This window comes from Arthrobacter sp. Leaf141, assembly GCF_001424565.1.
GTDB lineage: Bacteria > Actinomycetota > Actinomycetes > Actinomycetales > Micrococcaceae > Arthrobacter.
The window spans coordinates 778165-791822 of record NZ_LMOL01000005.1; the positions used below are offsets into that span (position 1 = coordinate 778165).

Consider the following 13658-nt stretch of genomic DNA (forward strand, 5'->3'; position numbering starts at 1 on the left):
TGGTTATTGCCGCAATTCCGCCGGTCCGTTCCACACTGATCTTCATGGCCTGGTTCCTGGGTTCCTGCTGCCCCGCTGGCCGTCGCCGGGCCGCGGGGAGCTCCGTTTAGAGCTTGACCTTCACAGTTTCCCACGCCTTGGCCACGGCGTCATGCTCTGCTGAGCCGGCACCAAAAATTTCCACGGCGGACGCGGCGGTGGCACGGGCAAAAACACCGAATGTTGCCGTTGGTGGCAGGGAACCGCCTGTCAGGGTGTCGTACCAGATCCGGCCCGGGGCGTCCCAGGCGTTCCCGCCCAGCGCTTCGGCGACGAGGTAGAAGGCACGGTTGGGGATGCCGGAGTTGATGTGCACGCCGCCGTTGTCAGCGCTGGTGCGCACATACGTATCCATGGAGTCAGGCTGCGGATCCTTGCCCAGCACGTCGTCGTCGTACGCGGTACCCGGCGCCTTCATGGAACGCAGCGCAGTGCCCTGCACTTCGGGCGTAAAAAGGCCTTCGCCGATCAGCCAGCTGGCCTCTGCAGCGGACTGTTTTCCGACGTACTGTTCCACCAGGGCGCCAAAGACGTCCGACATCGACTCGTTCAGCGCGCCGGCCTGGTTACGGTATACCAAGGCGGCAGTGAACTGGGTGACGCCGTGCGCCAGTTCATGGCCGATCACGCTCAGGGACTTGGTGAACCGGTCAAAGACCTCGCCGTCACCGTCGCCGAAGACCATCTGGTTGCCGTCCCAGAAGGCGTTGTCATACAGCTTGCCAAAGTGGACCGTGGCATCCAGGCCCAGGCCGTTGCCGTCCACGGAGTTCCGGCCAAAAACGTCCGCGTAGAGCCGGTGGGTGGAGCCCAGCCCGGCGTAGGCCTCATCCTGGGCCAGGTCTCCGGTGTCCGGTTCGCCTTCCTTGCGGACCAGCTTCCCCGGCAGGACTTCAGCGTTGCCGGCGTCGTAGATGGTCCGGTTCACCGGCCCCGGAGCTGTCTGGCGCACGCCGGCCGGGCCGGCCGCTGCCGACCGGGTCCGGGCCGCCTGCACTGACCGGACATGGACCAGGGCTTCCCGGGCGGCCCGGGCCGCTGCGGAAAACTGCGGCGCATCCTGGCGCGCCAGCCGCCGCAGCAGATACGGCGGGACGATGGTGCAGAACGGCGTGTGCATGGCGTTACCTCCTGGAGTCGGTGGAACCAGACTACGAGGGGGTGCCGACAATCCAGTGCAGGCTCACCTGCCGGAAAACCGGACCGGTGGTGCACGGTGGGTTAAACAAAACCACCCCGGCAGGACCGGGGTGGTTTTGGCTGGTGCCCTCGATAGGATTCGAACCTACGACCTTCTGCTCCGGAGGCAGACGCTCTATCCCCTGAGCTACGAGGGCAATCCGGGGTTCCTGCCGTTTCCGGCGGGACGTCCTAGAGCTTAGCAGTAAGGTGGCCCGCAAGGAAAAACGGCCGCTGCGGGGGTGGTGTGGGGCACCTTCCGGCAGCCTTCAGTAGCCCGCGAACGAGTCCGTGTGGACGCGCCGGGCGCCGGCTGCCCTGGCCGCACGGCGCAGCGAGGCGACGCTGGCCGGTGAACCGGAGACGTAGACCTCCCGCGCCCCGATGTCAGGGACCAGCGCCTTGAGTGCTGCCGGGTCCAGCCGGGTGCCCCCGTTGGGTGTGCCGGCCAGGTCCGGGGGCGGCGCAGAACCGTCCGCCAGGTGGACCACCACACGCAGGCCCGAAGCGCGCAGCTCATCGGCATAGGCCACCTCGGCGGCGCTCCGGGCCAGCAGCAGCAGGACCGCGTCGCGGTCCCGCAGCCCGCCGGAGGACAGATGGGACAGGTACGGGGTGATGCCGATTCCTGCGGCAACCAGCAGCACCGGCTGCTGCCGGTTCCGGGGGAGGACAAAATCGCCGCCCACGGAGGTGGCGCGGAGCTTATCGCCGGGCTCCAGCGCCAGGAGGGCCTTCTTGGCGGCGGAGAGGGGACCGGCGGTCCGGACGCCGAAGGTTACCTGCCGCGCATCCGGTGCGCCCGTCAGGCTGAAGACCCGGCGCCGGCCCTTGCCGTCCGACTTGGCGTGCGGCAGGTCGAGCTCCATGTACTGGCCCGGCTGGAAACGTACCGGCCGGGCAGGGGTGAAGGAGAATTCGGTTGTGGTGGGCGTCAGCTGGCGGGTGCCTTCCAGCCGCAGCGTCACGCCGCCGCGCTGGCCCAGCATAAAGGCCAGCAGGTTACCCAGCAGCAACGCGGCCTCGGGGGAGTTGGCGAGGAAGCCGAAGTTGTACGGAACCGCAAAGACCACACCCACAACGGCAGCAAGTGCCAGCTGCTGCCAGCGGCGCGGCGGAAGGGTCAGCGGCTCCGTGAGCATAAAACCTACGAAGAAAAGCACCGGCCGTTGCGCCAGCGCCTGCCAGAGGCCCGTCCCGGCGCTCAAGCCGGCACGGACCAGCTCCACAGTGATGATGGACGTGGACGCCGCCACAAAAACGGCAGCCATCAGGGCTTTCCGGGTCCGGTACAGCACCAACAGGACGCCCGGGACCAGCAGGAACAGCATGGCTGGTGTGGCGGCCCACCAGGTGGCAATGTTCAGGCCGGTCAGGCCCGTGACGAAGGCGCCGGCGGCGGCGGGGTTGAAAACATGCCGGCCACGCCACGCCAGGGCATATTTGGAGGCGGAAGCCAGGACGCAGGCCAGCGCCACCCCTGCCACGTCCATCACCTGGAACGAGGGCCAGAACAGGAAATAGATCAGCAGGCCGGTGATCAGGGCGGACTCGGAGTGCGGCTGTACCCGGAACAGTGCGGCCAGGGCCCGGTTGGCGGTGTAGGTCAGCGCCAGGCACAGGACCAGGTGGGCCAGCATCTCGGGGATCCCGAAGGTGAGCCAGCCCAGGACATCCAGCAGCAGGCTGTAGGCCACCAGGACTGCAAGGACCAGGAGCACCAGCCGGTACATGGTGAGCCGGCCCAGGGCGGTGTCCACTGTGCCGGCAAGGGAAGGGGCAGGGCCCGCCTTGGGTGTTTCCACGGAACTCATGTGAACAGTTTCCCTTCAAAGTCGGCGGAGTGGGCGGCGCTGCCGTCGGAAAAGACGGTCAGCCAGGAAAAGTCGAATGACTCCTCAAGCGCAGGCCCGGGTGAAAAAAACAGTGCTGTGGCCAGGGCATCCGCCACCATTGCGGTCTCCGCCATGGCCCAGGTGGCCACGGCGGTCCGCACAGGCAGGCCGGTGGTGCCGTCCAGGACGTGGTGGAGCCCATCGCCCCACACCCGCCGGTTCGCGGCCGAGGCGCACAGGGACCGCCCCGCCAACTCCACCACCCCGATGGCCTGCCGGGGGTTGTAGGGATGTTCGAGGCCCACGCGGACGGTGCCCGGGCCGCGGGCCAGGAGGTCGCCGCTGCCATCAATCAGGAAGGCGTCGTGGCCCGCGGCAGTAAGGTCCGCGGCCAGCAGGTCCACCAGCAGCCCCTTGCCTGCTGCGCCGATATCCAGGACCACTGGCCCGTTGACGGTGAGGGTGGCGCCGGTCCAGTCCAGGCGGCCGTCCCAGGCCGGCGCCGGAAGGGCCGCGCCGGTTGGCTGCAGGGAGTACTGCGCGTCGTAGCCCAGGCGCTCCAGGCTGCTGCCAATCAGGGGCGTCATGGCACCCCCGGTGATCCGGTACAGCGTCCGATACAGTTCCCCCAGGGCTGAGGCCTCTGCGGGGAAGGTGTAGCTGCCCGCGGCCCGGGCCATGGCCGCCACCCGTGAGTCGTCCCGGAAACGGGACCACACGCCGTCGAACGTTTCCACCGTCGCCAGCAGCGCCGTCCGGAGGGGGCCGGACAGCGGGCGCGGCGTGGTGATTTCCCACTGCGTGCCGATGCCCGCAAAGGAAAATGCCGCGCCGTCCGCTGCCGGCACCGCCTACTTCGCCTCGGACTTGATCTGTTCCACTGCGTCGTTGAAACCGCCACTGGTCAGTGACGAGCCGGCCACCTTGGAGACGTTGAGGCCGTCAATGTCCTTACCCACAATCTGACCGGCGATACCACCGGCGAACTCGCCCTGGAACTTGCGGGTGTTGGGGTTGGAAGGGTGCGTGGTGATCTGCACGTCCGTGACTTTGCCGGCCGCCAGGGTCAGCTCCACACCGACGGTCTCGGTCCCGTTGGGGGAGACATAGTTGCCGTCCGCGCTGTAGGTGCCGTCCTTGTAGGCGGAGGCGCCGCCGGATCCCGTGGTGGCCATCGAAGTGGATGACGTGCCCGTGGTGGGTGCGGCCGCCGGCGTCTCCGCGGCAGATGTGTTGGCGGCGTCGCCGCCGGAAGCGGCGGGCGCGCAGCCTGCCACGGCGCCGACCAGGGAAAGGCCTGCCATTCCGGCGTAAACGCCCTTGCGTACTGAGGGTCTCATGTGGGGCTCTCGTTTCGTCATTGGTTTATCCGGCGGTGGTTACTGTTATGTCAACGTCGAAGCAAGCCTATTGGTTCAGTCGGACCCGGTTGCCTCCATCACCTGCGGGCCCGCAGCGGGTCCGCCGTAAGATTCTTTGCTGTCCCGGGCCCCCGGTAGGCTAGGAGGGTGACTCCCGAAGAACTCTCCCTCGCCATATCCGCCTGCCTGAAGGACGCCGTTGCTGCCGGCGAAATCAGCCTGGCAGCGTCAGCAGTGCCGGACGAGGTGCGCGTGGAGCGACCCAAGAACCGGGACCACGGCGACTGGGCCACCAACATCGCACTGCAGCTGGCCAAGCCCGCCGGAATGAACCCCCGCGATCTCGCCACCGTCCTCCGCACCCGCCTGGCCTCGATCGACGGCGTCTCCGCCGTGGACATCGCCGGACCGGGCTTCCTCAACATCACCGTCGACGCCGCCGCAGCCGGCGCCCTCGCCAAGGTGATTGTGGAGGCAGGCCGGACCTACGGCACCAACACCGCGCTCGCCGGCCACACCGTCAACATGGAGTTTGTTTCCGCGAACCCCACGGGCCCGCTGCATATCGGCCATACCCGCTGGGCCGCCCTCGGTGACGCCATTGCCCGCGTCCTGCGGGCCTCCGGCGCCCGGGTCACCACCGAGTACTACATCAACGACGCCGGCTCGCAGATGAACGTCTTTGCCAACTCCGTGTACTCGCGGCTGCATGGCCGCCCGGTACCCGAGGGCGGCTATCCCGGCCAGTACATCGCCGACCTGGGCCACGAAGTGCTCACCGTTCACCCGGACATCCGCGAACTCACCGAGGTGGCGGCCGTCCCCGTGATCCGGGCCGCGGCGTACAAGGCGCAGCTTAAGGACATCAAAACCACCCTTGCGGACTTCGGCGTCGAATTCGACGTCTACTTCTCCGAGCAGGAACTGCACGACGGCGGCGCGATCGAAAGTGCCGTGGCTCGCCTGCGCGAACAGGGCCACGTGTTCGACGACGGCGGCGCGGTCTGGCTGCGGACCACCGACTTCGGGGACGACAAGGACCGGGTGATGATCCGCGCGAACGGCGAGCCCACGTACTTCGCTGCGGACGCCGCGTATTACCTGTCCAAGAAGGACCGCGGCTTCCCGGAGAAGATCTACCTCCTGGGCGCCGACCACCACGGCTACATCAACCGGCTCAAGGCCATCGCCGCCTGCGCCGGGGACGATCCCGAGGCCAACATCGAGGTCCTGATCGGCCAGCTGGTGTCCGTCAACGGCGCCAAGCTGTCCAAGCGCGCCGGCAACATCATCGAGCTCAGGGACCTGGTCGACTGGCTGGGCAAGGACGCGGTGCGCTACTCGCTGGCCCGGTTCCCGGCCGATTCGCCGCTGACCCTTGACCCGGAACTGCTGAAGAAAAACAGCAACGAGAACCCGGTGTTCTACGTCCAGTACGCCCACGCACGGTCCCGCGGTGCTGCCCGCAACGCCGTGGCCGCCGGTGTTGACCGCTCCGTGTTTGAGGCCGCGCTGCTGGACCACACAACGGAAAACGAACTGCTCTCCCACCTGGGCAGCTACCCCTCCATCGTGGCCAAGGCCGCGGAACTGCGCGAACCGCACCGCGTGGCCCGGCACCTGGAACTCATCGCGGGCGCCTACCACCGCTGGTATGACGCCTGCCGGGTGGCCCCGATGGGGGAGGAACCGGTTACCGACGTGAACCGCACCCGCCTCTGGCTCAACGACGCCACCAGCCAGGTCCTGGCCAACGGCCTTGACCTGCTGGGCGTCTCCGCGCCGGAACGGATGTGACAGCGATGACCGCACAGGCCAATACCACCGCTTCACCGCTGGCACCCGAATGGTTGTCCGTTCCTGACGACCTCAACGTCCTGCATGAACCGCTGTGGGCCGGCGGCGTGCAGCGCAACGACCAGGGCGAAATTGCCGTGGCCGGCCTGCCCGTCTCGGCCCTCAAGGAACAGTTCGGCACCCCTCTGTTTGTCCTGGACGAGGCCGACTTCCGGTCCCGCGCCCGGTCCTTCAAAGACGCCTTCGACGCAGCCTTCGCGGACATCTGCGGCGGCGTGGACGTCTACTACGCCGGCAAGTCCTTCCTGTGCACCGCTGTAGTGAAGTGGGTTGAGGAGGAGGGCCTGCGCCTGGACACGGCTTCCGGCGGCGAGCTGGCTGTGGCCGCCCGCGCCGGCATCGCCGGGGACCGCGTGGCGCTGCACGGCAACAACAAGTCCGACGCCGAGATCACCCGCGCCCTGGACATGGGCCTGGGCCGGATCGTGGTGGACAGCCTGGCGGAACTGGTCCGCGTGGGCGCCATCGCCCAGGCGCGCGGCGAGCAGGCGAAGGTGATGCTCAGGCTCACCCCGGGCGTCCACGCCCACACCCACGAATTCATCGCCACTGCCCATGAGGACCAGAAGTTCGGCCTCTCCATGGCAGCTGACACCACGGAACAGGCAGGCCTTTCCGCCGCCGAGGAAGCGGTGGCAGCAGCCGCCGCGCACCCTGGGATCGACCTGCTGGGCCTGCACTGCCACATCGGCTCGCAGATCTTCGAACCGGACGGCTTTGCCGTGGCGGCGGAGAAGCTGCTCCGCTTCCTGGCCGCGATGCAGGAAAAATACGGCATCATGATGCCGGAGCTGGACCTCGGCGGAGGATACGGCATCGCCTACACGGCGGTGGATACCCCGCGCCCCCCGGCGGAAATCGCAGCGGCGATGGCCGCCGTCGTGCGTTCCACCTGCGCGGAGCTGGGCATCACGGCACCCCGGATCTCCATTGAACCGGGACGGGCGATCGTGGGCAGCACCACCTTCACGCTGTACGAGGTGGGCACCCTCAAGACGGTCAGGGTCGACGCGCCCGCCGGCACCGACGCCGGAAACGTTACGTATCCGCGCCGGTATGTTTCGGTGGACGGCGGCATGAGCGACAACGCCCGCCCGGTGCTTTACGACGCGGATTACTCGGCTGTCCTGGCCGGCCGAACCTCCGCCGCCGCCCCGGAACTGTCCCGCGTGGTGGGCAAACATTGCGAGAGCGGCGACATAGTTGTTAGAGATGTATATCTGCCCGGGGACGTGGCAGCCGGTGATTTGCTTGCAGTACCGGGGACCGGCGCCTACTGCTGGGCCCTGTCGAGCAACTACAACTATCTGGCCCGGCCGGGCGTTGTCGCGGTGCGCGACGGATCTGCCCGGCTGATTGTCCGCGGGGAAACCGAAGAAGATCTGCTGAACCGCGACATGGGAGCCTGAATGACGGAAATGCGAACCCTGAAGGTGGCCCTCCTGGGCTGCGGCAACGTTGGGGCACAGGTGGCGCGGATTCTCCTTGAGGACGCCGACGCTCTGGCCGCCCGGACCGGAGCCCGCCTTCAGCTCAGCGGGATCGCCGTCCGCAACGTTAACTCCAAGCGCGACGTCGACCTGCCCCAGGACCTTTTCACCACGGACGCCGAGACCCTGGTCAAGGACGCCGACCTGGTCATCGAACTTATGGGCGGCATCGAGCCGGCCCGCACGCTGATCCTCGCTGCACTCAGCAACGGCGCGTGCGTGGTCACGGGCAACAAGGCCCTGCTGGCCCAGGACGGCCCCACCCTATACGAGGAAGCCGACAAAGCAGGCGTCCAGCTCTCCTATGAGGCCGCGGTGGCCGGTGCGATCCCCATCCTGCGCCCCATCCGCGACAGCCTGTCCGGTGACCGCATCACCCGCGTGCTGGGAATCGTCAACGGCACCACCAACTTCATCCTGGACCAGATGGATTCCACGGGCGCCCAGTTCGCCGACGCCCTGGCCGAAGCCCAGCGCCTGGGCTACGCGGAAGCGGACCCCACCGCTGACGTTGAAGGCCACGACGCCGCCGCGAAGGCCGCGATCCTAGCCTCCCTGTCCTTCCACACCCGCTTTGCCCTGGAAAACGTGCACTGTGAAGGCATCACCGCAGTCAGCGCCGCGGACATCGCCGCGGCCAAGGACGCCGGTTTTGTCATCAAACTGCTGGCCATCGCGGAGAAGCTTGCGGACGCGGACGGAAACGACGGTGTCTCGGTGCGGGTGCACCCCACCCTGCTGCCCCGCGAACACCCGCTGGCAGCCGTCCGCGGAGCCTTCAACGCCGTGTTCATCGAAGCCGAGAACGCCGGCGAACTGATGTTCTACGGCCAGGGTGCCGGCGGCACGCCCACGGCTTCCGCCGTCCTGGGCGACCTGGTGTCCGCGGCGCGGCGCCTGGTCCTGGGCGGTCCGGGCCGCACCGAGACCACTACCGGCCACGTCCCGGCGCTGCCCATCACCGCAGCGTCCACCAGTTACTACATCGGCCTGGACGTGGCTGACCAGCCCGGCGTCCTGGCCCGGATTGCGCAGCTTTTTGCGGAGCACGGCGTGTCCATCGAAACCATGCGCCAGACCATCCACCGCAACGCCGATTCCTCCGTGGAATCCGCCGAGCTGCGGATTGTCACCCACCGCGCATCAGAGGCTGCACTTGCAGCCACCGTCGAGGCCGTCAAGGGCCTGGACGTCATCAACTCAGTTACATCCGTTCTTCGGGTAGAAGGAGTCTAAGTGGCTCACCAATGGCGCGGCGTTATCCGCGAATACGCTGACCGTTTGCCCGTCACGGAAGCCACCCGGGTCATCACCCTGGGCGAAGGCGGAACGCCGCTGGTGCCTGCACAGGCGCTCTCCGAACTCACAGGCTCAAAGGTCTACCTCAAGGTGGAGGGCATGAACCCCACCGGATCCTTCAAGGACCGTGGCATGACCATGGCCATGACAGCCGCTGTGGAAGCCGGCGCCAAGGCCGTGGTGTGCGCCTCCACGGGCAACACGTCCGCCTCTGCCGCCGCGTACGCGACCGCTGCAGGGTTGAAGTGCGCCGTCCTGGTGCCCGAGGGCAAGATCTCCATGGGCAAACTGAGCCAGGCGATCGCCCACGGTGCCACCCTCCTGCAGGTGGACGGCAACTTCGATAACTGCCTGGACATCGCCCGGAAGCTGGGGGAGTCCTACCCCGTGTTCCTGGTGAACTCCGTCAACCCGGCCCGCATCCAGGGCCAGAAGACCGGCGCCTTCGAAATTGTGGATTCCCTGGGCGACGCCCCGGACATCCACGTCCTGCCCGTCGGCAACGCCGGCAACATCACCGCCTACTGGAAGGGCTACAAGGAGTACTCCGCGCCCTTCGAGTCCGCGACGGCCGGCACCCTGCCCGCAGTGTCCACCAGGACTCCTGTTATGTGGGGCTTCCAGGCCGCCGGTGCCGCCCCGTTTGTGGCCGGCCACCCCATCACGGAACCCGACACCATCGCCACCGCCATCCGGATCGGCAACCCTGCTTCGTGGGACGGCGCCATCAACGCCCGCGACGAATCCGGCGGACTGATCGACGCCGTCACCGACGACGAGATCCTGGCGGCCCACCGCTGGCTTTCCGCCCGCGAGGGTGTTTTTGTGGAACCTGGTTCCGCCGCAGGCGTGGCCGGGCTGCTGAAGAAGCACGCCGCCGGCGAGGTACCCGCGGGCAAAACCATCGTTATCACCGTCACCGGCCACGGCCTCAAGGATCCCCAGTGGGCACTGCGCACCGAGGACGGCAGCGATGTGCAGCCGGTCAAGGTGTCCAACGACGTTGTCACTGTCGCCGCTGAACTGGGACTGGAAGAAAAGTAACCTTGGAAACCACCTCACAGGCCGTGGCCGCACTGGAGCTCATCGAGTCCGGCCAGCGTGTCACGGTCCGGGTCCCCGGCACCTCCGCCAACCTCGGACCCGGCTATGACAGCCTGGGCCTGGCGCTGGCACTGCACGATACCCTCACCATTGAAAGCCTGGACACGGACGAACTCCTGTTCGAGCTCACCGGTGAGGGTGCAGAGACGCTGCCCCGCGACGCCAGCCACCTGGTGGTCCGGGCCATCGATGCCGCCCTCGAGCGCCTGGGCTTCGGCCGCCGGGGCCTGCGGGTGACGGCGCAGAACGTCAACCCGCACGGCCGCGGCCTTGGCTCCTCGGCGTCAGCAGTGGTGGCGGCCGTGACGGCGGCCAACGCGATGGTGCCGACGGCGAGCAGCCGCGGCAAAAACTGGATCCTGCAGCTGACCAGTGAGCTGGAGGGCCACCCGGACAACGTCGCACCCGCCATTTTCGGCGGATTGGCGCTGTCATGGCAGGACAGTGACCGGTACAGCACTACCTGCGCCACGGTGGCCGGATCGGTCATCCCCATTGTTGCCGTGCCGGACTACGAATTGTCCACGGAAGCGGCGAGGGCCTTGCTGCCTGCCTCGGTGGGCCACCACGCGGCGGCCATGAATTCCGGGCGCGCGGCCCTGCTGATCCACGCACTTACCGCGGATCCGGAACTGCTGTTCCCCGGCACTGAGGACTACCTGCACCAGAGCTACCGCGCCGAGGCCATGCGCCCCAGCGCCGCGCTCATCACCGCCCTGCGCCGGGCGGGGCACGCAGCAGTGGTTTCCGGAGCAGGCCCCACCGTGCTGGTCCTGGCCAACGGCGAGGTTGAGGCCGCCGCCGTGCTGGCCTCGATTGAGGCGTTCACGGCCGCCAACACGCCGGAAATCGGCTGGCGGGTGCTGAAGCTGGCTGTGGACGTTGAAGGTGCTAAGGTGGACATGCACCGGCGGTAATTGCCGCCTGTTGATCCGTTTTTGCAGTTCCTTGCCATTGGATCTTTTACTGCGCAATCTATGCCGGTGCCGCCTGCTTGGTCTGTCGCAGGAATCTGCAGCATTTCAACTGCCCCTGACGCGTCAGTCCGGCGGTCCGCACTGAGCGGAGCGCAAGGTGTATCTGTTACCGGCCCTGCTGGCCACAAAAGACAACCGGCAAGGCCGAAAATATCCGGCTGCAGATCTGAACTGCAGCCCAGATCAAATCATCGCGTCCAGCTCCCAGTCCGGACGCCGTCGAGGGGGAAGGATCCTTCGTGACCGAAACCACTGAGCTGTTGCCAGCTGTGGAAACATCATCTTCTGCAGCCGAAACATCGGCTGCACCCGCCAAGAGCAGCGGCCTGGCCGGCCTTAAGCTGGCCCAGCTGCAGGCTCTTGCCAGCCAGCTCGGCATTTCCGGCGGTTCCCGCATGCGCAAGGGGGACCTGGTCACGGCCATTTCCGCCCACCGCGCAGGCACACCCATGGTGAAGGCCCCTGCCAAGGCGGCAGAGAAGCCGGCCGTGGCCACCGCCCCCGAGGTTGTTGCCGCGCCGGAAGCCGAGGCTCCTGCAGCTGACGCCACCAGGGTCCGCCGGGGCCGCAGCCGCCGTGCCGGAAGCGACGGCGTCATCAGCCCCGCAGCCGAGCCGGCCGCTGCCGAGGCCGCTGCAGCTCCCGCCGCCACGGAAGCGGCACCTGCCGCTGCCGCGCCGGAAGCAACTGACGGCGCCGAGCGCCGCCAGCCGCGCACCCGCAACCGCCGCCGCGGCGAAGCGGCCGCGACAGCAGGCCAGGAGACCGCCGCCGAAACCGCGCCGGAGCAGCCCGCCGCTGAGCAGCGCACCGAAGCACCGGTTGAAGCCGCCGAAGCCGGCCAGCGCGGCGACCGCCGCGAGGGCGTCCGCACCCGCAGCACACGCGAGAGCGCTGCCCGCGAGAGCGCCGGCCGTGACAACGCTGCACGTGAGAACGCTGTGCGCGACAACGCCGCACGGGACAACGCCGAGGCAGGCCGGGACAATGCCGGCAGCCGCGACGCAGGCCAGCGCGAAGCCACCCGCCGCGATGACAACGACGAGAGCGACGGCGGCAGCCGACGGAACCGCCGTAACCGCCGTGACCGCAACGAACGCCCCGAGCGTAACGACCGGAACGAGCGCACTGACCGCTCCGCGGGCCAGGACCGGGACGCCAACTCCCGCAACGACCGTTTCCGGGACCGCAACGACCGCCGTCGCGGCCGTACCCAGGGACCCGATGTCGACGACATCGAAATCACCGAAGACGATGTGCTGCTGCCCGTTGCCGGCATCCTGGACGTCCTGGAGAACTACGCGTTCATCCGCACCTCCGGCTACCTGCCCGGCCCCAACGACGTTTACGTCTCGCTGGCCCAGGTCAAGAAGTACAACCTGCGCAAGGGTGACGCCGTCGTAGGCGCCATCCGTGCCCCCCGCGACGGCGAGGACCGCAGCCAGCAGTCCGCGCGCCAGAAGTTCAACGCGCTGGTCCGGGTCACCTCCGTGAACGGTAAGACCCCGGAAGAGCTCAAGGACCGCGTCGAGTTCGCGAAACTGGTTCCGCTCTACCCGTCCGAGCGCCTGCGCCTGGAAACCGATCCCAAAAAGATCGGCCCGCGTGTCATCGACCTTGTGGCCCCAATCGGCAAGGGCCAGCGCGGCCTGATTGTCTCCCCGCCCAAGGCCGGCAAGACGCTTATCCTTCAGTCCATCGCCAACGCGATCACCACCAACAATCCTGAGGTCCACCTCATGATGGTGCTGGTGGACGAACGGCCTGAAGAAGTCACCGACATGCAGCGCACCGTCAAGGGTGAGGTCATTGCCTCCACCTTCGACCGCCCCGCTGACGACCACACCACCGTGGCTGAACTGTCGATCGAACGCGCCAAGCGCCTCGTGGAAATGGGCATGGACGTGGTGGTCCTCCTGGATTCCATGACCCGCCTGGGCCGCGCCTACAACCTGGCAGCACCGGCCTCCGGCCGCATACTGTCCGGTGGCGTCGATTCCGCAGCCCTGTACCCGCCGAAGCGCTTCTTCGGTGCAGCCCGCAACATCGAAAACGGCGGCTCGCTGACCATCCTGGCAACGGCCCTCGTGGAGACCGGCTCCAAGATGGACGAGGTCATTTTCGAGGAGTTCAAGGGCACCGGCAACATGGAGCTCCGGCTTTCCCGCCAGCTGGCCGACAAGCGCATCTTCCCCGCCGTGGACGTCAACGCGTCCGGAACCCGCCGCGAGGAAAACCTGCTTTCCGCCGAGGAAGTCAAGATCATGTGGAAGCTGCGCCGGGTCCTCTCCGGTCTCGAAACGCAGCAGAGCCTTGAACTGCTGACCAACAAGATCCGGGAGACCCAGAGCAACGTCGAGTTCCTGATGCAGATTCAGAAGACGACGCTGGGCAGCAAGTCGGATAACGACAAGTAGCTGGGTTCACCGCTAGATTCTGGCGGTCCCGCGCGCCAACGCCGCACGGATTTTCCGCCCCCGCCCCTCCGCCGGGTGGCTTACGATCTACGATCGCAAG

At 67.5% G+C, this 13658-nt stretch carries 10 protein-coding genes and 1 tRNA gene; 6 read left to right on the top strand and 5 right to left on the bottom strand.

What is annotated here, in order from left to right; translation table 11 throughout:
• Window positions 1–106: 106 nt before the first annotated feature.
• The 5 genes from ASF72_RS06105 to ASF72_RS06125 form a co-directional block, all read right to left on the bottom strand.
• On the bottom strand, window positions 107–1159 hold the full coding sequence (locus ASF72_RS06105) for a M4 family metallopeptidase (protein ID WP_050686820.1): 1053 nt from the start codon (window positions 1157–1159) through the stop codon (window positions 107–109).
• A 141-nt stretch (window positions 1160–1300) separates the two neighbouring features.
• A tRNA-Arg gene (locus ASF72_RS06110) sits at window positions 1301–1376 on the bottom strand.
• A gap of 111 nt (window positions 1377–1487) precedes the next feature.
• Entirely contained in the window at window positions 1488–3032 is a 1545-nt protein-coding gene (locus ASF72_RS06115; RefSeq protein WP_050686819.1) for a ferredoxin--NADP reductase, read from the bottom strand.
• On the bottom strand, window positions 3029–3901 hold the full coding sequence (locus tag ASF72_RS06120) for an FAD:protein FMN transferase (RefSeq protein WP_050686818.1): 873 nt from the start codon (window positions 3899–3901) through the stop codon (window positions 3029–3031). The genes ASF72_RS06115 and ASF72_RS06120 overlap by 4 nt, the downstream gene beginning before the upstream one ends.
• Window positions 3902–3904: 3 nt before the next feature.
• The gene (locus ASF72_RS06125) at window positions 3905–4393 is read right to left on the bottom strand and encodes an FMN-binding protein (RefSeq protein WP_056597240.1); all 489 of its coding nucleotides are present in this window, start codon (window positions 4391–4393) and stop codon (window positions 3905–3907) included.
• A 168-nt stretch (window positions 4394–4561) separates the two neighbouring features.
• Between ASF72_RS06125 and argS the strand changes: the two genes are divergently transcribed.
• The 6 genes from argS (at window position 4562) to rho (ending at window position 13558) form a co-directional block, all read left to right on the top strand.
• Window positions 4562–6211, top strand: coding sequence for an arginine--tRNA ligase (argS, locus tag ASF72_RS06130; RefSeq protein ID WP_050686816.1), 1650 nt, complete (start codon window positions 4562–4564; stop codon window positions 6209–6211).
• Window positions 6212–6216: 5 nt separating this feature from the next.
• Window positions 6217–7680, top strand: coding sequence for a diaminopimelate decarboxylase (gene lysA / locus ASF72_RS06135; RefSeq protein ID WP_050686815.1), 1464 nt, complete (start codon window positions 6217–6219; stop codon window positions 7678–7680).
• On the top strand, window positions 7681–8997 hold the full coding sequence (locus tag ASF72_RS06140; protein ID WP_050686814.1) for a homoserine dehydrogenase: 1317 nt from the start codon (window positions 7681–7683) through the stop codon (window positions 8995–8997). It begins immediately after the preceding gene.
• Window positions 8998–10104 (top strand): threonine synthase, encoded by a 1107-nt coding sequence (thrC, locus tag ASF72_RS06145; RefSeq protein WP_050686813.1) that lies wholly within the window; start codon window positions 8998–9000, stop codon window positions 10102–10104.
• Between the two features lie 2 nt (window positions 10105–10106).
• Window positions 10107–11081, top strand: a complete 975-nt coding sequence (gene thrB, locus ASF72_RS06150; RefSeq protein WP_056597243.1) for a homoserine kinase — start codon at window positions 10107–10109, stop codon at window positions 11079–11081.
• A gap of 299 nt (window positions 11082–11380) precedes the next feature.
• On the top strand, window positions 11381–13558 hold the full coding sequence (gene rho, locus ASF72_RS06155) for a transcription termination factor Rho (protein WP_056597245.1): 2178 nt from the start codon (window positions 11381–11383) through the stop codon (window positions 13556–13558).
• Window positions 13559–13658: the final 100 nt, after the last annotated feature.